This window comes from Nitrospiraceae bacterium (assembly GCA_021373015.1).
In the GTDB taxonomy this organism is placed as follows: domain Bacteria; phylum Nitrospirota; class Thermodesulfovibrionia; order Thermodesulfovibrionales; family UBA1546; genus JAJFTJ01.
This window is the reverse complement of sequence record JAJFTJ010000002.1, coordinates 1-23,589: the sequence shown is the minus strand read 5'-3', so window position 1 is coordinate 23,589 and position 23,589 is coordinate 1. Positions and strand designations below refer to the sequence as shown.

Annotated in this window: 27 protein-coding genes and 1 other RNA gene; 9 read left to right on the top strand and 19 right to left on the bottom strand. The window is 40.0% G+C overall.

What is annotated here, in order from left to right:
- Positions 1–2: 2 nt before the first annotated feature.
- From cdd to hemW, 10 genes are read right to left on the bottom strand one after another with little or no spacing between them, the layout of a single operon-like run.
- Positions 3–416, bottom strand: coding sequence for a cytidine deaminase (cdd, locus tag LLF28_00250; protein MCE5193884.1), 414 nt, complete (start codon positions 414–416; stop codon positions 3–5).
- On the bottom strand, positions 395–1,081 hold the full coding sequence (locus tag LLF28_00245; GenBank protein MCE5193883.1) for a response regulator: 687 nt from the start codon (positions 1,079–1,081) through the stop codon (positions 395–397). The genes cdd and LLF28_00245 overlap by 22 nt, the downstream gene beginning before the upstream one ends.
- Positions 1,082–1,095: 14 nt before the next feature.
- Complete coding sequence (locus LLF28_00240) at positions 1,096–2,160, bottom strand: 3-isopropylmalate dehydrogenase (GenBank protein ID MCE5193882.1); 1,065 nt, start codon at positions 2,158–2,160, stop codon at positions 1,096–1,098.
- Between the two features lie 32 nt (positions 2,161–2,192).
- The gene (leuD, locus tag LLF28_00235; GenBank protein ID MCE5193881.1) at positions 2,193–2,693 is read right to left on the bottom strand and encodes a 3-isopropylmalate dehydratase small subunit; all 501 of its coding nucleotides are present in this window, start codon (positions 2,691–2,693) and stop codon (positions 2,193–2,195) included.
- 6 nt (positions 2,694–2,699) lie between these two features.
- The gene (locus tag LLF28_00230) at positions 2,700–3,548 is read right to left on the bottom strand and encodes an ABC transporter permease (protein MCE5193880.1); all 849 of its coding nucleotides are present in this window, start codon (positions 3,546–3,548) and stop codon (positions 2,700–2,702) included.
- Complete coding sequence (locus LLF28_00225) at positions 3,545–4,519, bottom strand: ABC transporter permease (GenBank protein MCE5193879.1); 975 nt, start codon at positions 4,517–4,519, stop codon at positions 3,545–3,547. The genes LLF28_00230 and LLF28_00225 overlap by 4 nt, the downstream gene beginning before the upstream one ends.
- Positions 4,520–4,522: 3 nt before the next feature.
- A complete protein-coding gene (locus tag LLF28_00220; GenBank protein MCE5193878.1) occupies positions 4,523–6,313 on the bottom strand; it encodes a GspE/PulE family protein in 1,791 nt (596 codons plus the stop codon).
- A 43-nt stretch (positions 6,314–6,356) separates the two neighbouring features.
- A complete protein-coding gene (locus LLF28_00215) occupies positions 6,357–6,788 on the bottom strand; it encodes a hypothetical protein (protein ID MCE5193877.1) in 432 nt (143 codons plus the stop codon).
- Between the two features lie 44 nt (positions 6,789–6,832).
- Positions 6,833–9,643, bottom strand: coding sequence for an excinuclease ABC subunit UvrA (uvrA, locus tag LLF28_00210; GenBank protein MCE5193876.1), 2,811 nt, complete (start codon positions 9,641–9,643; stop codon positions 6,833–6,835).
- Between the two features lie 37 nt (positions 9,644–9,680).
- A complete protein-coding gene (gene hemW / locus LLF28_00205; GenBank protein ID MCE5193875.1) occupies positions 9,681–10,814 on the bottom strand; it encodes a radical SAM family heme chaperone HemW in 1,134 nt (377 codons plus the stop codon).
- A gap of 147 nt (positions 10,815–10,961) precedes the next feature.
- Between hemW and LLF28_00200 the strand changes: the two genes are divergently transcribed.
- Genes LLF28_00200 through LLF28_00175 form a run of 6 tightly spaced genes read left to right on the top strand, consistent with a single transcriptional unit; the run spans position 10,962 to position 13,480 of the window.
- Positions 10,962–11,303, top strand: a complete 342-nt coding sequence (locus LLF28_00200) for a hypothetical protein (GenBank protein MCE5193874.1) — start codon at positions 10,962–10,964, stop codon at positions 11,301–11,303.
- On the top strand, positions 11,300–11,797 hold the full coding sequence (locus LLF28_00195; GenBank protein MCE5193873.1) for a hypothetical protein: 498 nt from the start codon (positions 11,300–11,302) through the stop codon (positions 11,795–11,797). Before LLF28_00200 ends, LLF28_00195 begins: the two co-directional genes overlap by 4 nt.
- Before the next feature lie 16 nt (positions 11,798–11,813).
- On the top strand, positions 11,814–12,197 hold the full coding sequence (crcB, locus tag LLF28_00190; GenBank protein MCE5193872.1) for a fluoride efflux transporter CrcB: 384 nt from the start codon (positions 11,814–11,816) through the stop codon (positions 12,195–12,197).
- A 3-nt stretch (positions 12,198–12,200) separates the two neighbouring features.
- Positions 12,201–12,542 carry a DUF190 domain-containing protein gene (locus LLF28_00185; GenBank protein ID MCE5193871.1) on the top strand — a complete coding sequence of 114 codons (342 nt, stop codon included), beginning with the start codon at positions 12,201–12,203 and terminating at the stop codon, positions 12,540–12,542.
- A 29-nt stretch (positions 12,543–12,571) separates the two neighbouring features.
- The gene (locus tag LLF28_00180) at positions 12,572–13,045 is read left to right on the top strand and encodes a hypothetical protein (protein ID MCE5193870.1); all 474 of its coding nucleotides are present in this window, start codon (positions 12,572–12,574) and stop codon (positions 13,043–13,045) included.
- Positions 13,046–13,075: 30 nt separating this feature from the next.
- Positions 13,076–13,480, top strand: a complete 405-nt coding sequence (locus tag LLF28_00175) for a DUF5658 family protein (GenBank protein MCE5193869.1) — start codon at positions 13,076–13,078, stop codon at positions 13,478–13,480.
- Positions 13,481–13,494: 14 nt separating this feature from the next.
- Here LLF28_00175 and lepA read toward each other — a convergent pair whose 3' ends face one another.
- A complete protein-coding gene (gene lepA / locus LLF28_00170) occupies positions 13,495–15,282 on the bottom strand; it encodes a translation elongation factor 4 (protein MCE5193868.1) in 1,788 nt (595 codons plus the stop codon).
- A gap of 102 nt (positions 15,283–15,384) precedes the next feature.
- Between lepA and LLF28_00165 the strand changes: the two genes are divergently transcribed.
- From LLF28_00165 to LLF28_00155, 3 genes are all read left to right on the top strand, one after another.
- Entirely contained in the window at positions 15,385–16,080 is a 696-nt protein-coding gene (locus tag LLF28_00165; GenBank protein MCE5193867.1) for a hypothetical protein, read from the top strand.
- Positions 16,081–16,188: 108 nt separating this feature from the next.
- Positions 16,189–17,376 carry a molybdopterin-dependent oxidoreductase gene (locus tag LLF28_00160; protein MCE5193866.1) on the top strand — a complete coding sequence of 396 codons (1,188 nt, stop codon included), beginning with the start codon at positions 16,189–16,191 and terminating at the stop codon, positions 17,374–17,376.
- Between the two features lie 10 nt (positions 17,377–17,386).
- Positions 17,387–17,716, top strand: a complete 330-nt coding sequence (locus LLF28_00155) for a cytochrome c (GenBank protein MCE5193865.1) — start codon at positions 17,387–17,389, stop codon at positions 17,714–17,716.
- Positions 17,717–17,741: 25 nt separating this feature from the next.
- Here LLF28_00155 and LLF28_00150 read toward each other — a convergent pair whose 3' ends face one another.
- The 8 genes from LLF28_00150 to LLF28_00115 form a co-directional block, all read right to left on the bottom strand.
- On the bottom strand, positions 17,742–18,098 hold the full coding sequence (locus LLF28_00150) for a YbaB/EbfC family nucleoid-associated protein (protein ID MCE5193864.1): 357 nt from the start codon (positions 18,096–18,098) through the stop codon (positions 17,742–17,744).
- Positions 18,099–18,138: 40 nt separating this feature from the next.
- Positions 18,139–19,734: a DNA polymerase III subunit gamma/tau gene (gene dnaX, locus LLF28_00145; GenBank protein MCE5193863.1), complete on the bottom strand. Its 1,596-nt coding sequence runs from the start codon at positions 19,732–19,734 to the stop codon at positions 18,139–18,141.
- Between the two features lie 175 nt (positions 19,735–19,909).
- Positions 19,910–20,007: signal recognition particle sRNA small type (gene ffs, locus LLF28_00140), an RNA gene on the bottom strand.
- Positions 20,008–20,135: 128 nt separating this feature from the next.
- Entirely contained in the window at positions 20,136–20,918 is a 783-nt protein-coding gene (locus LLF28_00135; protein MCE5193862.1) for an ATP-binding cassette domain-containing protein, read from the bottom strand.
- On the bottom strand, positions 20,919–21,584 hold the full coding sequence (gene modB, locus LLF28_00130; GenBank protein MCE5193861.1) for a molybdate ABC transporter permease subunit: 666 nt from the start codon (positions 21,582–21,584) through the stop codon (positions 20,919–20,921). It abuts the gene before it with no gap.
- Positions 21,585–21,589: 5 nt separating this feature from the next.
- On the bottom strand, positions 21,590–22,372 hold the full coding sequence (gene modA / locus LLF28_00125; GenBank protein ID MCE5193860.1) for a molybdate ABC transporter substrate-binding protein: 783 nt from the start codon (positions 22,370–22,372) through the stop codon (positions 21,590–21,592).
- A gap of 244 nt (positions 22,373–22,616) precedes the next feature.
- A complete protein-coding gene (locus LLF28_00120; protein MCE5193859.1) occupies positions 22,617–22,868 on the bottom strand; it encodes a hypothetical protein in 252 nt (83 codons plus the stop codon).
- A gap of 54 nt (positions 22,869–22,922) precedes the next feature.
- Positions 22,923–23,330 carry a LysR family transcriptional regulator gene (locus LLF28_00115; GenBank protein MCE5193858.1) on the bottom strand — a complete coding sequence of 136 codons (408 nt, stop codon included), beginning with the start codon at positions 23,328–23,330 and terminating at the stop codon, positions 22,923–22,925.
- Positions 23,331–23,589 lie beyond the last annotated feature (259 nt).

The following is a 23,589-nucleotide window of genomic DNA, read 5'->3' as shown; positions in this document are numbered from 1 at the left end:
CGCTATTTTTGTTTGAACTGATGAGGAAGGAGTTCTTTTATAGAGAATTTTTTAATGCCTTTTTCTGACACAAGATATATCTCTATGTCAGGCGCAAATTCAGCGATCATCTGCCTGCAAGCGCCGCATGGGAAACAATAGTCTTTGCTGTCAGATGCGATTGCCATAGCCTTGAAATGCCTTTCACCTTCTGATAACGCTTTAATGATCACAGCCCTTTCTGCACAGAAACTCAGCATCAGAGAAGGATTTTCAATATTGCATCCTCTGTATATCCCACCTTCAGCAGTCATAAGAGCAGCGCCCACCCTGAATCTTGAATATGGAACAATCGCATTATCTTTTGCTTTTTTTGCGGTTTCTATAAATAGATCGATTTCTTCAGGGGTCATGTTTATTTTTGTTTTAGAAGTGATTTTACACTCTCGCTGAGTTTTACAGGAGAGGTTGTCATTTTTACAAGGAAAAGATTTGCACCTACGCCCATTGCCTGATCTATTACTTCAGGGGTGCTGCGCGCTGAGAATACTATTACAGGGGTATTTGTATGCTCAGGCATCTGTCTTATAAAGTTTGTCAGCTTAAAGCCGTCGATTGGTTCCATATAAAGATCTACTATTGCAAGGTCAATATGTTCGGACTGAAATACCTTTATTGCCTCCGGACCGTTCTTTGCTTCGAAAACAGTATAGCCGTCAAGAACAAGCCTGCTCTTGTTCATCCTTCTGACCATATCATTATCATCAACAATTAAAACATGTTTTTTATCTGAAGCAGAACTCTTTGTCTCTAATTCCTTCATGAGAATTCTGAGCTTTTCCTGCTGCTCCAGGGTTAATTCAACAAATTCCAGCCCCATTCCCACGCCTAACTGACAGTGTTGAACACTTGCCTTGAGATTAACAGAAGAAGATCCTACATATATCATGGCATCAACTATATCGCCAACAGGAAACATCCTTCCTGTATGAACATAAATTCCACCCTCGCTTATATCGATCGCATTAACTTTCATGGAGTTATTTATCAGCACCTGCTGATTGAATGGAATCCTTTTTTTATCTCTATGCTCAATCCCCATGATTAAAAGTTCCTCTATTTTCCCTTGAGAATTTTTGCTGCCATATCTCCTACTTCAGTTGTTGAATAGCCCATTTTTCCTGCAGCAAGACTCTTAAGATGTTTGCCCGTGATTTTCATTACAGCTTCTTCAATGTTCTTTCCTGCCTTATCCTCACCCAGATGCTCAAGCATCATTCCGCCTGCGCATATTGCAGCCAATGGATTGATAATGTTTTTCCCTGTGTATTTAGGAGCTGAACCACCGATAGGTTCGAACATAGAAACACCCTTTGGATTTATATTGCCGCCTGCAGCAATTCCCATTCCTCCTTGAATCATTGCTCCGAGGTCAGTAATAATATCACCGAACATGTTATCAGTAACAATCACATCAAACCACTCGGGATTTTTCACAAACCACATTGTTGTTGCATCAACATGAGCATAATCTACTTTTATGTCAGGATATTCCTTTGCGACCTCGTAAAAAGTCCTTTCCCAAAGATCAAATGCAAACGTCAGGACATTAGTCTTTCCGCACAAAGTAAGTTTGTTTCTTTTATTCCTCTTCTTGCAGTATTCGAATGCATATCTTATGCAGCGCTCAACACCCTTTCTTGTATTTATTGATTCCTGAATAGCAACTTCATCAGGCGAGCCTTTTTTTAATACGCCGCCTGCTCCTGCATAAAGCCCCTCGGTATTTTCTCTTACAACAACAAAATCTATATCTTCAGGTTTTTTATCTTTTAAGGGACAGTCAACACCCGGATAGAGTTTTACCGGTCTTAAGTTTATATATTGGTCAAGTTCGAACCTGAGTTTCAAAAGTATTCCTTTTTCCAGAATCCCGGGCTTTACATCCGGATGGCCTATTGCCCCTAGAAAAATTGAATCATGTTTTTTCAGTTCTGATACGGCATTCTCAGGCAGAACCTCTCCTGTCTTAAGATAGCTGTTCCCTCCGTAATCAAAATATTTATACTCTAATTTAAAACCGAATTTTTCAGAGGCCGCATCCAGAACTTTTATTCCTTCTGCTATCACCTCTGGCCCTGTGCCGTCTCCAGGAATAACTGCAATGTTATAAGACTTCATTATTTCTTCTTCTCCTCTTTCTTTTTAAGCTTTTATTTTTGAAATGCCAGTTTTTTCTTCGTCCATTCTACAAGCCCGCCTTCTGAGATAAGCTCCTGCATAAATGGAGGTATTGGCTTTGCCTTATAGGTCTCATTCTTAGAGATGTTTTTTATTATCCCATTATCAGCGTCTATCTCAATCTCATCGCCTTGAGATATTTTTTCAGATGCCTCTTCTGACTCGAATATGGGAAGACCAATGTTAAATGAGTTTCGATAAAAAATCCTGGCAAAGCTTTTTGCCACTACCGCCTGAATCCCTGCTGCCTTGATTGCAATAGGCGCATGTTCTCTTGAAGAACCGCATCCAAAATTTTTCCCGGCAACAATGATGTCTCCTTGCTTTACCTTTGAAGGAAAGTCTTTGTCTGCGTCCTCCATAATGTGCTTTGCAAGTTCTGCAGGGACTGAGGTATTCAGATACCTTGCAGGAATAATTGCGTCAGTATCGATGTCATTTCCGAATTTCCAGTTTTTGCCTTTTATTATCATAGTCACTTATACTTCCATATCCCATAGCCTAGGGTCAAGTGCATCCCTTAATCCCTCGCCGACTAAATTATAACTCAAGGCTGCAATTAGTATTGCAATCCCCGGATAAAACGACAGCCACCACGCAACAGTAATGTTGTCTTTCCCTGATGTAAGAATATTGCCCCAGCTTGGAGTCGGCGGCTGAACGCCAAGGCCAAGGAATGAAAGTCCTGATTCAAGCAGTATTGCACCGGCAATCCTGAATGCTGCAGAGACAAACACAGGTGCAAGCGCATTAGGCAGTATATGTTTGAATATTATTCTCATGTCATTTGCCCCTAAAGATTTAGCTGCAAGAACAAAGTCTCTTTCTTTGAGGCTAAGGAACTCCGCTCTTACAAGACGGCTTATTCCCATCCAGCTTGTAACTCCGATAACAACCATAATCACGATAATACTCGGCTCGACAACAGCTATCACTGCAAGAATTAGAAAAAGCGTCGGGATGGCAAGCATTACATCCACGAATCTCATTAGTATCGAATCCATCCATCCTCCGTAATAACCGGCTATTGCTCCAACAATAATACCGATTATTACAGCGATTCCCACAGCAACAAATCCGACCTGCAATGAAACTCTGCTTCCAAATATCATTCTTGAAAACACGTCTCTGCCTAGTTCGTCTGTTCCGAAAATATGATTCATTGAAGGCGGAGAAAGTATATTATGAACATCTATTTTTGTCGGGCTGTGAGGCGTAATAACAGGAGCTGCCAAAGCTGAAAACAGGAGCAGAGCAACTGCACAAAAACCTATTAAGGCCAGTCTGTTTCTGGAAAATCTTTTAGCAACTATTACACCGAGTTTCATTTTCTCACCCTTATTCTTGGATCAACAAATGCATAAGAGATGTCAGCCACCAGATTTCCTATGAGGGTAAGCACTGCTCCTATTGTAAGTATGCCCATTATAGTAGGATAATCTCGCGACATTGCTGATGAAAAAAATAATCTTCCCATTCCTGGGATTGAAAAAATCTGCTCGAATATAACGCTTCCGCCAATAAGCCCGGGTATCGAAAGACCGAGTATTGTGATAATAGGAAGAAGCGCATTTCTTAATGCATGTTTGAAGACAACATCATGTTCCCTTAATCCTTTTGCATATGCGGTTCTTATGTAATCCTGTTTTATTACTTCAAGCATGCTCGAACGGCTGTATCTGCTGAGGCTCGCAAGTCCTCCGAATGCAGTAATGCTTACAGGAAGTATCAGATGTTTTATCCAGTCGAGAATTCTTTCAAAGCTGTTCATATTCGAGACATCTATACTCTGAATTCCCGAGATCGGAAGCCATCCGAGATGAACACCGAAAAGTATCATCAATAAAAGAGCAAGCCAAAATTCAGGCACGGAAAAGCCTATGAATACTCCTACAGTAGAAATTTTATCGAATAAAGAATATTGTCTTGTTGCAGAATAAACCCCAAGAGGTATTGCAACAATAAATATAAGAATCAGAGACAGTAAAGCTATAATTAAGGTGATCGGGATTGTTTCGAATATCTTATTTATTACCTTTTGTCCGTCTACCATCGATTTCCCAAAATCTAATTTTATGAATCTCTTGATCCATTCAAAATATTGGATATGCACAGGCTTATCAAGACCATAGAGTTTTCTAAGATTTTCTTTTGCCTGTGCCGAAGCTTTCAATGACATCTCTGTTTGAACTTCAACAGGATCCCCTGGAGCAAGGTGAATGACTATGAATGTTATGAGTGTAATGCCTAAGACAAGAGGGACTATCATCATCAGTCTTTTAGCTGTATAAAAAAGCATTCTTTATCCTGTTACCGCGACCACTTCTTCGTATGTTGTGATCCCTTCCAGCATCTTTCTAACAGCTGTTTTTCTGAGATTTATAAGGCCGTCTGACTTTGCAATATCATAAATTAAAGGGAGTTCTATCTTGTCTGTAAGGGCAGCTTTAAGTTTGTCCGAAAATTCCATTATCTCAAATATCCCTGTTCTGCCTTTATAACCTGTACCTCTGCATTCCAAACAACCTTCGCCAAAATAAACTTTATAAGACTTTTTTACTAGCTGCAGATGTTCTATTTCTTCTTCGGTCAGTATTTTTTCTTTTTTGCAGTGCGGGCATATTTTTCTTACAAGCCTCTGCGCAATTATTCCTATTATTGTTGACGACAATAAAAACGAAGGCACGCCCAGATCAAGAAGTCTTATTACTGAAGAAGGAGCGTCATTAGTGTGAAGAGTTGAAAGCACAAGATGTCCTGTTAAGGCAGACTGCACAGCGTTCTCGGCAGTCTCTTTATCTCGAATCTCACCAACCATAATAATATCAGGGTCCTGACGAAGCACAGTTCTTAAAATATTTGCAAATGTGACATTGATCGCAGGCTGAACTCCAACCTGATTGAATTCCTCGACAACCATCTCGATCGGTTCCTCTATGGTAATGATATTCACATCAGGTGACGATAATTCTTTCATCGTAGAATAAAGAGTTGTTGTCTTGCCGCTTCCTGTTGGTCCTGTAACCAGTATTATCCCGCTTGGTCTTCTGATGAATGAACTATAGAGCTGAAACTCCCTTGGATAGAATCCCAGCTGATCAAGATCCTGAAGCAATATCTCAGGGTCGAATATTCTTATGACAATTTTTTCTCCGAATGCAACAGGAAGAGTGGATACTCTTATCTCTATATCCTTGCCATTGTAATTTGTTTTTATTCTTCCATCCTGCGGTCTGCGCTTCTCAGCAATATCCATTCTAGAAAGCATTTTTATTCTGGAGATAATAGGCGCATGAATTGATTTAGGTATCGTATGTATGTAATGCAGTAATCCGTCTATTCTCAGCCGTACATGAGATTTTTCTTTTTTTGGTTCGATATGTATGTCACTTGCCCTCTGGTCAAATGCATAATGCAGAAGATATTCAACAGCATTGATTATATGATGGTCATTGGCCTCTATCTCGCCCTGCCCTTTGAGCTTCATATACTGCTCAAGATTGCCGAGTTCAAACCCGCTGTCCATCTCTGCCTCTGCCGCCTTCACTGACATCCTAAATCCGAAAAACTCGCGGATGATCTTGAGAATATCTGACTTGGAACTTAAAACAATCTTAATCTTGATCTTTCTTGCGCTTTTGAGACTTTCAACTGCATCGAGATTGAAAGGATCAGCAACTGCTATTGTTACAACACCGTCTTTTTCTTCTATTGGGATGAACAAATGTCTGAGTGCAAAAGGTCTTGATACGTGAGAGGTAATCACATCGAGATCAAGTTTTAACGGGTCAATTTTTCTATATTCCATATTCACTTCATCTGCAATAGCCTCTGTAATTGCATCTTCTGTTAGAATCCTGCCGTTCTTGCCAGGGATCTCAATATCAAATGAAGCGATTATTTCTGCAGGAAGGATTGAAAAGGTTGTTTGATGAAGTCTTCTCGGATGAGCGGTATCCTGTAATTTTTGTACCCTTATTTTTTGTACATTGCCCTTTGCAATGATATCCTTGTATTGATCATCTGAAATAAGCCCTCGTTTAAGCAGAACTTTCGCCGCAAATTCCAATGTAAAAACCTTCTCTCTTACCATGGGAATATTATACTAAAAAGCCTAAGAAGTGGTACTTATGAAATTACTGCCAGCCGATTGGTTCGTAGCCTTTTTCTTTAAGGCAGCGGTTCACAAAATTTTTATAAACAGGACTTGGTTTTGACGCCTTTGATATTCCTCGTATCAGACCAGCAGCAGCTCCGGTTGCAGAACCCACACCAGCGCCTTTTCCGACATTCCCCAAAACAGCTCCTCCGGCTCCGCCTATAACTGCGCCCGAAACTCCGCCTGCCGCAGTGCTTCCTGCAACATCGCCTCCGGGATTTTTCTGTACATATTCGCTGGCCAGAAGTTCGCACTCTTCGATGTCTTTCTGAGCCTGTTCTTTCCCGACTTCTTTTAAATAATTATTAGGATAAAGAACCGGTCCGCCCTGAGATGCGCACCCAGTCAAGGAAAAAAGAATTATTGAGAACAAAAGTGCGATTTGAAATATATTTTTCTTCTTTGCCATATTCTTAGAATGTACAACATCTTGCTGATTTTGTTAAATCAAATTTATTGCTCAAAATATTTCTTAAGATATTTCCCTGTATAAGATTCCTTTGATTTAATTAATTCTCCCGGTGTTCCCTCGAAGATAATCCTTCCGCCTTTTTCTCCGCCTTCTGGTCCTAAATCTATAATCCAGTCTGATAATCTTATGACATCAAGATTATGCTCTATAACTAGAACTGTATTTCCTGCATCTACAAGTTTCTGAAGCACGATAAGCAGCGCCTTTACGTCCCTGAAATGAAGTCCGACTGTGGGTTCGTCAAGGATGTATAAATACTGAGGTTTGTTTTTATTTGCAAAAGTTCCGGGACTTCCAGCGCCTATTAATTCTCCGCAAATCTTAATCCTCTGCGCCTCTCCTCCAGAGAATGTTGTTGCAGGCTGGCCAATTCTTAAATAACCCAGCCCTATTTCCTGCATAAGCGAGAGTCTGCTCTTTATCTGGAGAATGTCATGAAAAAACTCAGCTGCTTCATCAACCGTCATATTAAGGATATCATTTATGTTTTTCCCTCTGTAGTGAACATTCAAGGCTGCAGGTTTGTATCTCTTGCCGCTGCATTCTTCGCATTTTACATACAGGTCTTCGAAAAAATACATCTCCATTTTTTCATAGCCTTCACCCCTGCATGTCTCGCATCTTCCGCCTGGAACATTAAATGAGAAGAATCCAGGACTATATCCATGCGATCTTGACTCTAGCTGTTCTGAGAAAATCTTCCTTATCGAATCAAATATCTTAAGATACGTTACAGCATTTGAGCGCGGACTTTTTCCAAGAGATGTCTGGTCAATAAGTTTAATGTTTTTTATAAATTCAGCGCCCTGAATATCCCTGTAAGGCAGAGAGATTTCAGGTTCAACCTTAAAATGTCTTGCAAGCGCCCTGTAAAGTGTTTCTACAACAAGACTGCTCTTGCCTGAACCTGAAACACCAGTGACCGAAGTTAATGTGCCCAAGGGGATCTTCAGATCAACTGATTTAAGATTATTGCCGGAAGCGCCATAAAGCGTTAGATATTTTGTACGTGAAAGCGGATATGAAACTTTGGCTTTGTGAATCCAAATCTCTGAATTTTCAACGCCTTTGTTTTTTATGAATTCAGCTGTCAGGGTTTCACTCTTGAGAAAGTCTTTTATTGTCCCGGAGAAAATAACAGCTCCGCCTTTATGCCCTCCTTCTGGGCCGAGTTCAACTATCCAGTCAGAGGATTCAATAATTTCCCTGTCATGTTCTACAACGATTATCGTATTGCCAAGATCAGAAAGCTCCGCCATTATCTTTGCAATCCTTTCTGTATCCCTTGGGTGCAGACCAACTGTAGGCTCATCCAGCACATAAAGCGTTCCTGTCAGAAATGAACCAAGCTGGTTGGAAAGATTTATTCTCTGGTATTCTCCTCCCGAAAGAGTTTTACCCTGTCTGTTGAGGCTCAGATAATCAAGCCCAACTCTGCTTAGAAACTGAAGTTTTGAATTGATCTGTCTGAGAAGTTCCTTTGCTATATCTCTTTGAAAAAAACTCATGTCTGAATTTTTGAAAAATCCTACCATCTCTGAAATCGGCAGATCGCATAATTCAGCAATATCAAGATTTGAAATCTTATATGCCAGCGCTTCACGTTTCAGTCTTTTTCCTTTGCATAACGGACATATAACAGGCTTTCTGTATCTGCTCAGGAATACTCTCACATGAAGCTTATAACGCTTGCCCTCAAGCTCCTTAAAGAAATCATCTATGCCGTAAAAATCATCTGTCCCCTTAAAAAGCCTTTCTTTTTCATCAGCTGAAAGTTCATTGTAAGGTTTTTTAAGGCTTATCCCTGATTTTTTTGCGCCTGCAATAAGTTGTTTTCTCCACCACTTGTAGCCAGCCTTTTCCCATATATCAACTGCGCCTTCAGAAATAGAGATATATTTATCAGGCACAATGAGATCTTCATCATATATCAATGCATTTCCGAATCCCCTGCATTCAGGACATGCGCCCACAGGATGGTTAAAAGAAAAAAGAAGCGGTGAGGGTTCAGGAAGTTCAATATCGCATTCTTCACATGTATTTTCTGAACTGAAAATACGGATTATATTTTCAGCATTGATTATTATTACTTTAATCTTCCCATGTCCTTCTCTCCATGCCATCTCCACAGAGTCTGCAAGTCTGGGTTCATCTTTTATAACAAGCCTGTCCAGCACAACATCATAAGACTTTGTGCTTTCTGTTTGTTTTTTCGTCTTAATAACGGTTCCGTATTTTTCAGCTTCTGTTTGCAGTTCCAGTATTTCTCCATTGAGCCATATTCTCTGGAAACCCTGTTTTATCAGATATTCAGGAGATTTATTTGAATTGAAAATTATGACAGCCTTCTGTTCGTTGTATTTCTCTACAAGCTCTGAAGCAATCTGTGAGGCATCCCATTTTCTTATCTCTTTATTGCATTTTGGGCAGAATGGAACCGATATTTTAGAATAGAGAAGTCTTAGCAGATCGTATATCTCTGTGAGCGTTCCCACTGTTGAACGAGAACCCTTAACAGGATTTTTCTGCTCGAGCGCTATTGCAGGTCTTATGTTATGTATCGCATCAACATCAGGTCTGTCCAGTTTTTCAAGAAACAGTCTTGCATATGTTGAAAGAGATTCGATAAATCTCCACTGGCCTTCTGCAAAAACAGTATCGAATGCAAGTGATGACTTTCCAGAACCAGATACGCCTGTGACTGCAATTACTTTATTATGAGGTAGCCGGAGAGTAATGTTTTTGAGATTATTCTGCCTCGCACCCTCAATTATGAGTTCTTCCTGAGACATTTTGATATTTTAACATATGAAGGCTTTAGGAGAAGATTTACTCAGGCAGGAGTTGATCGAAGAGCTTGACTATCACAGTGTTTGATAAAACTCTTCCTTTTCTTGTAAGCATCAGGTTGTCTTCTTTTATTTCCAGATATTTTTCTTTTATCAGACTGCTCTTTGAAAGTTTCTGCAGATCGAGCCCATGTGTTTTTGCGCCGGTAAGACTTATCCCTTCTGTTTTTCTAAGTCCCAGAAATATGAATTCCTTTGCAGCTTCTGTTTCGGTAATCTTTGAAGCCTCTACTTGAGGCAGAATGTTGTTATTAAGATCTTCTATATATTTTTTTATATCAGCAAAATTTTTTGTTCTTGTGCCTTTTACAAATGAATGTGCTCCTGCGCCAACTCCAAGATATGCGCCTCTTTCCCAATAATTGAGATTATGAATGCATCTGTAGCCTGGGAATGAAAAATTAGAAATCTCATAATGCACATAACCTGAATCTCCAAGAAAATCTATTGTCCTGTCATACATTTTGAGAATACTATCCTCATTAGGCATCTTAAATCTTTTTGTTTCTATCAATCCGTAAAGCATGGTGTCTTTTTCAGGTGTCAGCTCGTAAGAAGAAATGTGGTAAGGCACAAACTCGATCGCATGAGCCAATGAATCATGCCACGTCTTTAGCGTCTGGCCTGGTATGCCGTAAATTAAATCGAGTGATAAATTATCGATCCCGTTTTTCTTTATCAATTTTATCGTCTTCAAGGCATCGTATGAATTGTGGATTCTTCCAAGAGTTTTCAGCTCATCATCATTAAATGACTGCACTCCCATGCTTATCCTGTTAACCCCAAATTCTACAAGTGAGCGAATCTTCGACTCGCTTATTGTCGCAGGATTAACCTCTACTGTTATTTCAGCAGAAGAAGAAATCTTATAATTCTCATTTAAGAATTTAAAAATCTTTTTAAAGCAGTTCTCCGTTAACAAAGAGGGGGTCCCTCCTCCGATATAAACCGCCTTCAATGCGCCTGCTGAATTTTTTCTCAAAAATAGTTCTTTGCAGAGCGCATTAACATAAGACTTGGATAAGGCTTCATTGTACGGCGCAGAAAAAAAATCGCAGTAACTGCATTTTTTCAGACAGAAAGGAATATGTATGTAGAGAAATTCAGCCTTCATAACAGATTTTAATCCTTATCCTTAATTCAGGGGGAATTTAAGGTTAGCGAATATTATAAACAAAATCAAACAAATTTAATATGATTTTTAGACTGTCCACAAACCGCTCTTGACAGCTCCATTTAGTTAACTTAAGATTCACTTAAGATGATAACTAGACACTTTGTATCGGAACTAAAACAGCTGCCTTTTATGCTTGGGAAATTAATAGGCGGTGTTATGACTGTAATTGGTTTTACCGGAGGTATATTTGTAATCACGAGAAAACCCGATCAATCATTGTCAGCAATAATCACCTTTTTTGCTGCTGGGATATTGGGTATTTGTATTTTTATTTTGTCTTCCAAGTTGCTCGAAAAACAGGTTAATAGAGATATCAATTCAGCGCCTGAACAAAAAGATCAAACTCAGGTCAATATCATCTCATGGATGACATTCTCAATTCTTATAGCAATTTTCTTATTAATTACATATATTATTATTAAATGAATTTAAAAAAGCTTTTAGTAATTTTATTTGTACTGCTGCTGCACAGCACGGCATTTGCCACTGCTCAGATCCCTGATTATATTGTTTATAAAGGTGAAACCCTCTCTATCTTCAGTAATCCTCTGGAATCATATTTCAGCACAAAAAACCCGCGGCCCAATAGTCTCTTTGTTTTTTCCTGCACTGCATGCTGGCGTGGATACGTTGCAACATGGAAAATCGAGGATGGGTACTTATATCTCACAAAAATATCCGAAGGAACATGCGGAAGCGACAGCAAGGAAATTCCTATATCAAAAATCTTTCATGAACAAAAGGCTCCGATAAAAGCAGTCTGGTTTAATGGAACATTACGCATCCAGCAGGGCAAGCTGTTACAGTATATCCATATGGGATATGGTTCTGTATATGAAAAAGAGCTGCTGTTGACTATAGAAAATGGCAGATTGATAAGAGAAGAAATAATAGACAACACAAAAAAACCAGAACAGTAAAAAATTCAATCAAAAAATGCATAAGCTTATAATCATTGGGGCAGGCGGATTCATAGGGGCAATACTCCGTTATATTATCAGCGGTAATGTGCAGATGCTCTCAAAAAGCATCTCATTTCCTTATGGTACTTTTGTCGTAAATGTCATAGGCTGTTTTTTTATCGGTCTCTTCTCCCAACTGTCTGAAACAAAAGGTCTGTTCTCTGATTCAACGCGCGCTTTTGTTTTTGTGGGAATCTTGGGGGGATTCACAACTTTTTCTGCTTTTTCAAATGAAACATTTAATCTGTTCCGCGACAGGGAAACAGCCCTGGCACTGATTAATATTTTTGGTCAGGTCATAATCTGTTTCGTCTCTGTCTGGTTAGGCAGATCATCAGCTTTTTTGGTATGGAGGTGACATATGGTTCTTCCTGAAGAAGGATATCTCCTCAGAATTTTCATAGGAGAAAGCGACAAACATGAAGGCAAACTACTCTACGAATGGCTTGTAATCAAAGCCAGAGAACTTGGACTTGCAGGCGCAACAGTCCTTCGAGGCATGACTGGTTTTGGAGCGCACAGCCGTCTGCACACCTTCAAGATCGAACGATTATCCGAAGATCTCCCTGTTATTGTCGAGATAGTCGATACGCAGGAAAAGCTTGAGAACTATTTATCCATAATAGACAATGTAATAAAAGAAGGCTTGGCTACGATGGAAAAAGCCCATGTGCGTTTTTATCGCAGTGGAGGCAAGAAATAAAATTTTAGGAATATGGAGGGGGTAAAACGATGAAACATGTCCGTATATTTTTTGCAATTATGATTTTATCTCAGTTTTTTTTAGCTCCGATTGCTTTCAGCCAAAACACCTTAAGCTCAGTTCCTTCTGCAACAAATCTAAATGGAACATGGAGAGGCACATGGTACAGTCCAAAGGGCTATGTTTATTTTGCAGAAATGCATTTAGATGTTTCGCCTGATGGAATTATCAGCGGCGATATCATTTGGACGATGAATAATTCTCCGCAAGACTCTGACATTACGAAAATAGGATTAAAAGGAACCGAATATATCAGGGGAACTTACAACACTCAAAGCAGAGTGCTGATTTTTGAAGGCTACAGAAAAGACGATCCGAATATTGTAATCGGCTTAGATAAATACAGACTGATACTCTCGGATAACAATCAGGTAATCGGAGGCATAACTTCAAATCATGGTGACTGGCGCGGACTTTTCTCGCTGGTAAGAGTGCTTAAGTAATATAGTTGTAAAAATACAAATTAAATGCAAATGCCTGCTACCAAGCGAAATCTGCTTCTGCATCTGAGCATATCCATCTTGCTTTATATTATTTTCGCATCGTTTGATATCCTGCTAACATTAAAAGGGATTGACGGCGATATACATATGGAAGGCAATCCTGTTCTAAGGCATATGATGACCAGCTTCGGCATAACAGCAGGACTGATTTTAGGAAAAGGCATTGTCCTCTCATTAGCAGCGCTGACAGCGGTCGTGTGTTATATCGGCATTCATAGAGACTCTGACTGGGTATATTATCTGGCGCTTACGCGCATGACTAAAAACTGGTTAAAGAGAAAAAAAAGATACTGGATCGCTTTTCTGCCGCTTTATCTTATTGCATTTTCACAGGCAGTTGCAGCAGGCATGTGGGTGCATCTTTTGGCAGGATGAAATCAACAGCGCGATTACTTAACCTTCAAAACTGCGAGAAAAGCCTCTTGAGGAAGCTCCACTCTCCCAACCTGCTTCATCCTCTTTTTGCCCTCTTTCTGTTTCTCTAGAAGTTTTCTCTTTCTTGTTATGTCGCCGCCGTAGCATTTTGCCAAGACATCTTTTCTCATTGCCTTTACAGATTCGCGCGCAATGATCTTATTTCCGATTGCTGCCTGTATAGCGACTTCATACATCTGCCTCGGGATTATCTCCCTTAGTTTTTCTGTCAGCTGTCTTCCTTTATAGTAAGATTTCTCTTCGTGAACAATAAGAGAAAGAGCATCCACAGGCTCTCCATTCAAAAGTATGTTCAGCTTTACAAGATCTGATTCCCTGTAGCCAAGAAAATCATAATCCATCGATGCATATCCTTTTGACACAGACTTAAGCCTGTCATAAAAATCCCAGAGTATTTCGTTTAAAGGGAGTTCGTACTCTACTTTTATCCTGTCTTTGCCTATGTATGCAAAACTCTTTTGGACTCCTCTTTTCTCCTGGCAGAGATCAAGGATCGGTCCTATGAAATCCTGAGGAACAAAAAGGGTCACGACAACATAAGGCTCTTCGATCATCTCATACTTATCAGGAAGCAGAGCGGGGTTATCAATATATGTTTTTTCTCCTTTTGCATTTGTGATCCTGTATACAACTGTCGGAGCAGTGCTGAGCAGTGAAAGGTCAAACTCTCTTTCGAGTCTCTCTTTGATAATGTCCATGTGAAGCAGTCCCAAGAAACCGCATCTGAAACCAAAACCAAGCGCAAGCGATGTCTCAGGCTCAAAACTGAAAGAGGAATCATTGAGTACAAGCTTGTCAAGCGCATCTCGCAAATTTGCATACTGATGCGGAATTGTCGGATACAATCCGCAGAAGACCATCGGCTTAATGTCTTTGTAACCCGGACATGGTGTTGACGCAGGATTAGAGACATCGGTTATTGTATCTCCGATCTTTGTATCTGTAACGCTTTTCATTCCTGCGATTACATAACCGACTTCTCCGGAAGAAAGTTTCTCGGCAGGCGTAATTCTAGGTGTAAAAATCCCAACCTGTCCTACTTCGAACACTCCTCCTGCTGCCATCATCTTTATTTTCTGTCCCGGCATTATAACTCCTTCAAATACCCTGACAAGCACAATAACTCCCTGATAATTGTCAAACCACGAATCGAATAGCAGCGCCTTCAACGGCTTTTCATCGCTGCCTTTTGGTGAAGGTATTTTTTTAACAATTGCCTCAAGAATCTCTTTTGTTCCGATTCCTTCTTTTGCACTCGCAAGTATTGCATCAGAACAATCAATGCCGATTGCGTCTTCTATCTGTTCTTTTGTCTTTTCAGGGTCAGCGCTCGGAAGATCTATCTTGTTTATTACCGGAATAATCTCGAGATTGTGTTCTACTGCAAGATATGCATTGGCAAGTGTCTGGGCCTCAACTCCCTGGGAAGCATCAACAACAAGAAGCGCGCCTTCGCATGAAGCCAGGCTTCTTGACACCTCATACGAGAAATCAACGTGTCCGGGTGTGTCTATTAAATTAAGGATATATTCATTGCCGTCATCAGCCTTGTAAAGGAGACGGACTGAATGTGCTTTTATTGTAATGCCCCTTTCTCTTTCGAGATCCATTGAATCAAGCACTTGCTCCATCATCTCCCTTGAACTGAGCGCGCCTGTATATTCAAGGAGCCTGTCCGCAAGTGTGGACTTACCATGGTCAATGTGGGCTATGATTGAAAAGTTGCGTATTTTCTTTGGCATAATTGTTATTCCGTTTTAATTTAGCTTTATAGTCTATCATAAAATATTTATTTGTTTTATTAAACACTTGCCAGACATCCAATAATCATCTAAAATTGTTATATGTCAATAGAAAAATTATTATTGATAATCGAATCAGTGCTGCTTCTATTTACAATAGTACTCATCCTTTACAGCCTGAAAGAAGGCAAAAGCAGAAAGCACCTGCTTGTTGAAGTTAAAAGGGCGGTCAAGATTCTCTCCAGACAGGAATATTTTTTTGCAGTAACTGAATCCATGATGAATGCCAATTCCTATGTCATTGGATGCATTACAGGCAGGCTTCCCCTTGGTGAAGACAGGAAAAGGACAAAAACTTTAATGAACAATATCGAGAAACTAACAAAGAAAGGCATTGTTGTTAAATATCTCGTGCCAAAATTTCCTGACAGACTGCATATCGGCTATCTATATTCAAAAGCCGGCGCAGAGGTAAGATACAGCGCATACCCTCTAGCCCATGATTTCCGCTATATAGTTATTGATGACAGGCTTACAATAATCGGCGTTCCTGCAAGCACAGGCGAAAAAGAGGCAACAAAAAAAGGTCATAAGATACCTTCTGAAGGCCTTGCATCAATCTTAAAAGAACACTTTCATTCCTGCTGGGACAGCAATATAACTCATAAAGAATATCTGCAAAAAGTACTCAAGCAAACAGGAGCAACCCCGAGCCTTCTTGCAAAGGAACTTCAGATAGAGGAAAAAGAATTAAGACAGTTTATTGAATCTGCGGCTCAAGCTGAACAATCCTCTTAGACTGTCATCTAATCATATTTTGTGATAGTATTGGCTTATAGATTACGCCTTTTGTTTCAGACGCTATAAATTACAGATAGATTTCCCATAAATGTAAGGAGGAAAGCTATGAAAAAAATCTTTAGCAGACGTCATTTTTTAAAAACAGCAGGAGTTATAACTGCTGCTGCTGCTCTGGATGGGATCCCTCATTATCTTTTTGCAGATGAACAGAGGATCGCGAAATTTCCTCAAAAGACGGATTTGATCCTTCTGACCTCAAACCCGCCGCAGCTTGAAACACCTTTAAAGTATTTTAAAGAATTACTAACGCCAAACAACGCGCTATTTGTGCGCTGGCATATATCAGAAATACCGTTCTCAGTAGACCTCAATGAATGGAGGCTTATCATAAACGGAAATGTAGACAAAGAACTAAAGCTTTCCATGGAAGATCTGAAAAAATTTCCGCAGATTTCTTATACAGCAGTCATCCAATGTTCAGGAAATGGAAGAAGTTTTTTTGAACCCAGAGTTTTAGGCGGACAGTGGAGAAACGGCGCAATGGGTAATGTGCAATGGAAAGGAGCTCGTCTTAAAGACATCCTTAACAGTGCAGGACTTAAACCTGATTCTGTTGATATAAGCTTTAACGGCCTCGACAGTGCAGAGCTGCCTGAGACACCGGATTTTTTGAAGAGTCTTCCTGTGGATAAAGCTCTTGAAGATGATATTATGGTCGCATATGAGATGAACGGTGAACAGCTCACAATGCTGAACGGATTTCCTGCTCGCCTTATTGTGCCGGGATGGTACGCAACATACTGGGTGAAGTCATTGAATAATATCACTGTGTTGTCTAAGGAGTTTACAGGCTTCTGGATGAAAACCGCTTACAGAATTCCTGCTAACCCCTGTGGTTGTATTCCAGGCGGCACTGATCCAAAGAAAACAATCCCGATCAATAGAATGACAACGCGCTCTGTCATTGTTGACCCTGCATCTCAGACTGTGATAAAGGCAAAGAATCCTGTGACAGTCATGGGGATAGCATTTTCAGGCGGATACGGGATTAAAGATGTGATAGTTTCTACTGACAACGGTAAGACCTGGAACGAAGCATCACTCGGTAAAGATATGGGGAAATACTCGTGGGTTCAGTGGTTCTATCAGTGGAAGCCGCAAAAACCTGGAAACTATACTTTGATGGCGCGGGCAACCAACAGCATCGGCGAATCACAGCCGTTCGATAGTCTTTGGAATCCTGCGGGCTACCTATGGAATAAAATAGAAAAAACCACTGTGGTAGTCAGATAAGGAGGAGCCAATGAAAAAGATATTTATAATTTCTCTCATCTTAATCATGAGCGCTGTTTTCATTGCTGCCCGGTATTCATATTCGCAGGGAACGAAACTTACGATTGATCTGCCCGAGATCAAGGTAGAACTTAAGAATGCCTCAGGAGTGGAAACAGTTAAACATCATTGCAGCGTCTGCCACAGTCTTGACTATATAACCATGCAGCCGAATCCTTCACGTATACAATGGGAAAACACAGTCAATAAAATGATTAAGACATTTGGAGCTGACATACCGGATAAAGATGTCCCGACAATAATAAATTATTTAGTAACAGCTTACAGCAAAGGAAAATAAAAAAGAGATTTAAATTTAATTAAAATTAAAGCAGCTTATCGAGTCCTCCGCCCAAGCCGCCTAATCCTCCGAATCCCGGGATATTAAGGCCTCCGGTAAGCTTGGACATTTCCTCGTTCATCATCTCTTGTGAACGTCTTACTGCTTCATTTACTGCTGCAATTATAAGATCCTGAAGCATTTCAATATCATCCGGATTTACAACATCCTTCTCGATTTTTATAGAAACTATTTCTCCGCTGCCATTAGCAGTAACAGTCACCATTCCTCCGCCGGCAGATGCCTCAACATTTTTTGCTTTTGCTTCTTCTTTCATTTTCTGCATCTCGGCCTGAAGCCTCTGTGCCTCGCGCATTATGTCGCCTAACATTTTTTTAGACATCTTTTAATTTCCTCCTATTATATGTCAAATGAATTATCGTCTAATTTTCTTTAATCTTCACATCAACAATTCTTCCGTCAAACAAATCGACTATTTCTTTTACTGCAGGATCTGCGATTACCTTGTCCTGAAGATCTTGTTTGCGTACAAGTTTTCTTGTTTCAGTATGTATCTCGATCTTTACAGCGTTTCCACGAATATCCGAGGCAATGCCTTCGATAAGAGAGGAATTCTTTTTTATAGCATCAGCAAAAATTTCAGCCTCGCTGCTGTTGAATGTGAGTTTCAATATATTGCCGCTCAGAACAGGTTTCCCCTTTTCGAGCTTTGATGAAATTCTTGGGTCATCGATCTTGTTTAAGATTGCATCAAGAAGTGACTTTCCATCTTCGATATTTTCAGGATTTAGTGTTTTTTTTAAATCCTGCTCCGCGACAGGCGGCCTGACTGTCTTTGGTTCTTCTTTTGAAACAGGCTGAGGCTGAATGTTTGAGCCTAATTCTTTTACAAGCCTGTCTATATTTTCTATTGCTTCTTTTACGGGTTTTAAACTTGAAAGGAAACTTGCCTTGATAAGCGCCATCTCCAGCGCTACTCTCGGGGAAAAAGCAGACCTTGCATCTGATTCTGCTTTTATAATCTCTGCCATAATTAGCGTGAGGATGTCAGTGTTTACATCAGGCAGGATATTCTTCACTGCCTTTATTTCATTCTCAGCAAGTTCCAGTATATCTTCCGGATTCTTAACAATCTTTGCAACGAGAAGACTCCTGAAGAATTCGACAAGGTCTTTTGCAAATGTTTTTAGATCAACTCCCTTATCCACAAGCTCTGCAATCATCTTAATGATCTCTTCCCTGTCCCCATTGATTGTCGCAGATGCAACTTTCGAGAGCATCGTAATATCAGTTACGCCTAGCAGATCTTTTACCTCATCTTCATTTATGTCTGATGAGAAAGATGCAATCTGGTCAAGAATCGTCAGTGAATCTCTCATGCTTCCGTCAGCAGCCCTTGCAATCATCTCAAGAGCTGAATCAGTGATATTTATCTTCTCTGATGTTGTTATATGCTTAAGCCTATCCTTTATCTTGTGAACTGATATCCTTCTGAATGGGAAATGCTGGCACCTTGAAAAAATTGTTACTGGTATTTTTTTTGGCGCTGTTGTTGCGAGAACGAAGACCGCATGTGGAGGAGGTTCCTCAAGAGTTTTTAAGAGCGCGTTAAACGCAGCAACAGAAAGCATATGCGCTTCATCAATTATATATATCTTGTTTTTGCCTCCTAAAGGCGTGTACTTAACTTTCTCCCTCAGATCTCTGATATCATCAACGCTATTGTTGGAAGCTCCGTCTATTTCCATAACATCAATGGCTGTCCCTTCTTTTACTGATATACATGATCCGCATATGCCGCATGGATTATCTGTCGGGCCTTTTTCACAGTTAAGAGCCTTTGCAAGAATTCTTGCAGTAGTTGTTTTCCCGACTCCTCTAGGACCTGAAAAGATATATGCATGCGCGATCTTATTCTGTGATATGGAATTTTTGAGGATCTTGATAATAGGTTCCTGACCAGTAAGGTCTTCAAACCCCTGGGGTCTCCATTTTCTTGCAAGCACAAGATAGCTCATATTCCTGCTTTCATAATAACACTATAATTCTGTTAAAGAATTTAACTGCTTGTCCTGTCGATTATAAAAATTTTGAGTCTGTTTGTTCTATTCATAATTTAAAAATTTATTGAATTAAATAAATTTTGAACAATGTTTTCATTTTTAACACTAATTTTTTTTATTTTACTCCAACCAGGAGACAACTTGCTGCGGCACCCAGAGTAAATGCTTACCATTGCTTCCTTCCGGACCTGGCGGAGTTCACACCACTCTGCTGCGCAGGGCTGTCCCCTGGCTGCAATAAAATAGTGAATAATTGCTGCAAATCAATTTTAATAAAAAATATTATTCACACGGTATGTGCAGTATTTTAGCACAAGAAAATTTATTTAACATTCATATGTCGAAGTTAAAACAATCTAAATCAAAAACGAGGGATTATGTAAGTCACATGGATTTGCTTTCTGTGTTTTCTTGTTATATCCACAGGTTCCATTGCATGCTATGAGTTCTGAAACATATTTATTTGCAGGGCTGTTTTTGATCTTATGAGGCGGATCAACTTGAGCGATCCTGCCGTGTTCATAAATGATTATTTTGTCAGCAATCATATCCGCTTCTTCAAAGTCATGCGTCACAAGAAAAACAGGAATGCTGAAATTGTCTCTAATCTCACGCAGAAAGTTTCTCATCTCTAAACGAAGAGGCCTATCAAGCGCGGAAAAAGGTTCATCCAGCAAAAGCATTTTCGGACGGCGTATCAATGACCTCGCAAATGCCACTCTCTGCTTTTGTCCGCCGGATATTTCAGAAGGATATCTGTTTTCAAGTCCTGTAAGTTTAAACGCTCGGATCATCTCGTGCGCCTTGTCCAGCTTTTCATTTTTGGGAAGATCTACTGCGCCGTAAATAATATTATCTAAGACTGTCATGTGCGGAAAGAGCGCCAGATCCTGAAACACATAACCGAAAGGCCGCTTATGCGGACGAAAATTTATTCCTGATGAGCTGTCAAAATATATAATATCATCTAAACTAATATTCCCTTTGTCAGGTTTCATAAGACCTGCTATCAGCTGGAGAGTCATTGATTTGCCGGCTCCTGAAAAACCGAAGAGCACAGCCAGCTCATTGCCGATCTGCCATTCTACATCAAGGAAAAAATCATTGATCTTTTTCTGAAGTCTGATCTTAACTCTCATTTATATAATCCTTTTCGCATATCTGTTAGCAATGTATAAAAATACTCCGGACATTAATGTCATGAGCAAGACCATAAAATGCGCCTTGGTCCATTCGCCGCCGGATGCAAGGCTGTAAATCGCGATCGGCATCGTATCTGTTCTGCCGGGCAGATTGCCTGCAAGCATTAGTGTTGCTCCGAATTCTCCCATTGCGCGTGCAAATGACAATACAGTGCCTGCAACAATCCCGCGCTTCGCAAGAGGGAGAATTACTTTTAATGCGGTATCGAACTCAGAGTGTCCGAGTGTGAATGATGCGTTGATAAGGCTCTTGTCAACAGATTCAATCGCAGCCCTTGCAGTCTTTATCATCAGAGGCAGGGCTACAATAAAAGAAGCCAGAACAGCTGCATACCATGTGAACATTATAGTCCAGCCTGTCCATTCATAAATCAGTCTGCCGATAAAGCCGTTTCTTCCGAAGATTACGATAAGATAGTAACCTGTTACAGTAGGAGGAAGAACCAGTGGCAGAGTGAAAATAACATCAAGCATTTCTCTGCCCTTGAAGTTTTTTCTAGCGAGAAAATATGCGATCGGGATTCCGACAAGCATAATAAGCGCCGTTGACACTGATGCTACCTGCAATGAGAGACGGACTGAAAAAAGAATTGAATTGTCCATTGTTTTTATTTAATGGTCTTAAAACCGTACTTTTCTAATATTTTTCTGCCATCCTGCGACAGCACCAGAGATATAAAAGCCTTTGCTTCTGTTTCGTTCTTTGTTCCCTTAACAACTGCGATTGGATAAACAACCGGTTTGTGGCTTTCAACTGGCGCAATAGTAATTACCTTGATCTCATTTGATCTGGCAACAACATCGGTTGAATATACAATCCCCGCGTCAACTTCTCCGCGAGCAACGTAATCCAGCACCTGCCTGACGTTTTCTGCATATATAAGTTTATCCTTTATCAAAGGAATTATCTTATAAAAATTTAAGGTCTCTTCTGCATATCTGCCTGCCGGAACAGTTTTTGGATTTCCTAGAGCGATCTTTTTTATTTCCGCTTTGTTCAAACCCTCAAAAGATTTGAGCACTGCTTTTGAACCGGCGGGAACTATTAAAACAATACTATTAGCGGCAAAGTCTGCGCGAGTCATGGATATGATCAGCTCACGTTTTCCTAATTCATCCATATCTTTTTGAGACGCAGACGCAAAAACATCCACCGGAGCGCCGCCGATAATCTGTCTCGCAAGGTCGCCCGATGCAGCGAAATTAAAGATGCACTTCGCGCCGTATTTAGCCTCATAGAGCCTTCCTATTTCTTCAAATACATTTTTTAAACTTGCTGCGGCCGAAATGGTAATGTCTTTTACTGGATCTGCAGATAAATTAGATGGGACGAGTAAATAAATAAAAAAAACAACCGCGAAAAATCTTCTTAGCTTTTTCATTGCCCGCATTTTTCACCCTCCTTAAAATCCATAAATTCCACCTTCCCAGTCATAGCCGTAATATACAGAAAGGAATAACCAAATGTCAAATATTACATCTTAAAATCCAGCTGACAAGCCTTTTCACCATTTCTTCGCCGCTATATTATCATAGGAATAAATATCCTTCAGCATAAAAGGGGTTCCCTCCTCCATAGATTCATGGAGGAGGGTGAAAAGGGGTGGCATGAATAGACACTTAGCAGAAGGTCCTTTATTTTTTAAGCCACTCCTGTGGAACAACATATTCTCCGCCGACAGGCCTATTTTCTCCTATATAAGCAAATACCTCATCAGGCGACATGAAATAATGATATTTCCTGTATATTGCCTTGCCCTCTTCTGATAAGACAAAATCAATGAGCTTTTTGACAAGTTCCATGCAATCAGATGAACCAGGGGAATAGATATAACCCTGTTTTTCAAGAATTATATGCGAAGGAAGATAGCCTGAGCCTCCAAACATGAAACCCTCCTTTTAAACGTTATATTATACTAGCTATAACGATTGAAAATTTTTTTAAAACTTCAGATTTTTCGCCTCATTCTTTAAAAATCCCTTAAATCTCTCATGAAGTCTCCAGAATATTTCAATCGCTCTTTTTCCTGCATTTGTAAGTTCTGCACCCCCGCCGTCTCTGCCTCCTGTAGAGGTTTCAACCAAAGGTTTTTTTGCCTGACGGTTAAGGGAATCCACAAGCTCCCATGCATGCCTGTAAGACATCTCCATGGACTTTGCTGCCTCTGATATTGAACCGTATTGTTTTATCCTTTCAAGAAGGATAACCCTTCCATAACCCAGAAATGTTCCACTTTCCCCTTCAATCCATATACTACCTTTAAGTGCATAGCTGTTTTTCTTTACAGCGCTGTCAGCAGGTTTTTTATCCTTTTTAGACGGTTTGAATTTTGGTTTTGATGTTTTCATGAGCGTAATATACAAAAAGGAATAACCAAATGTCAAACAATATTTTCAATTAAAATTAAAACTACAAAAATATGTTTACTGTTGATAAGCGCCCAAACCTATCTGCGCCAGGCTTGCCTTTAGCGCCTGTGGAATTGCTTCAGCTGGCGCGCCACTTGAGCATTTTTACAAGCGCGACAGCGTTATTGTGTTCTTTATCCGAAGCAGAATAAAGCAGAGTTACTGTCTTATTCTTTTTAATTATGCTTTTAAATTCCTC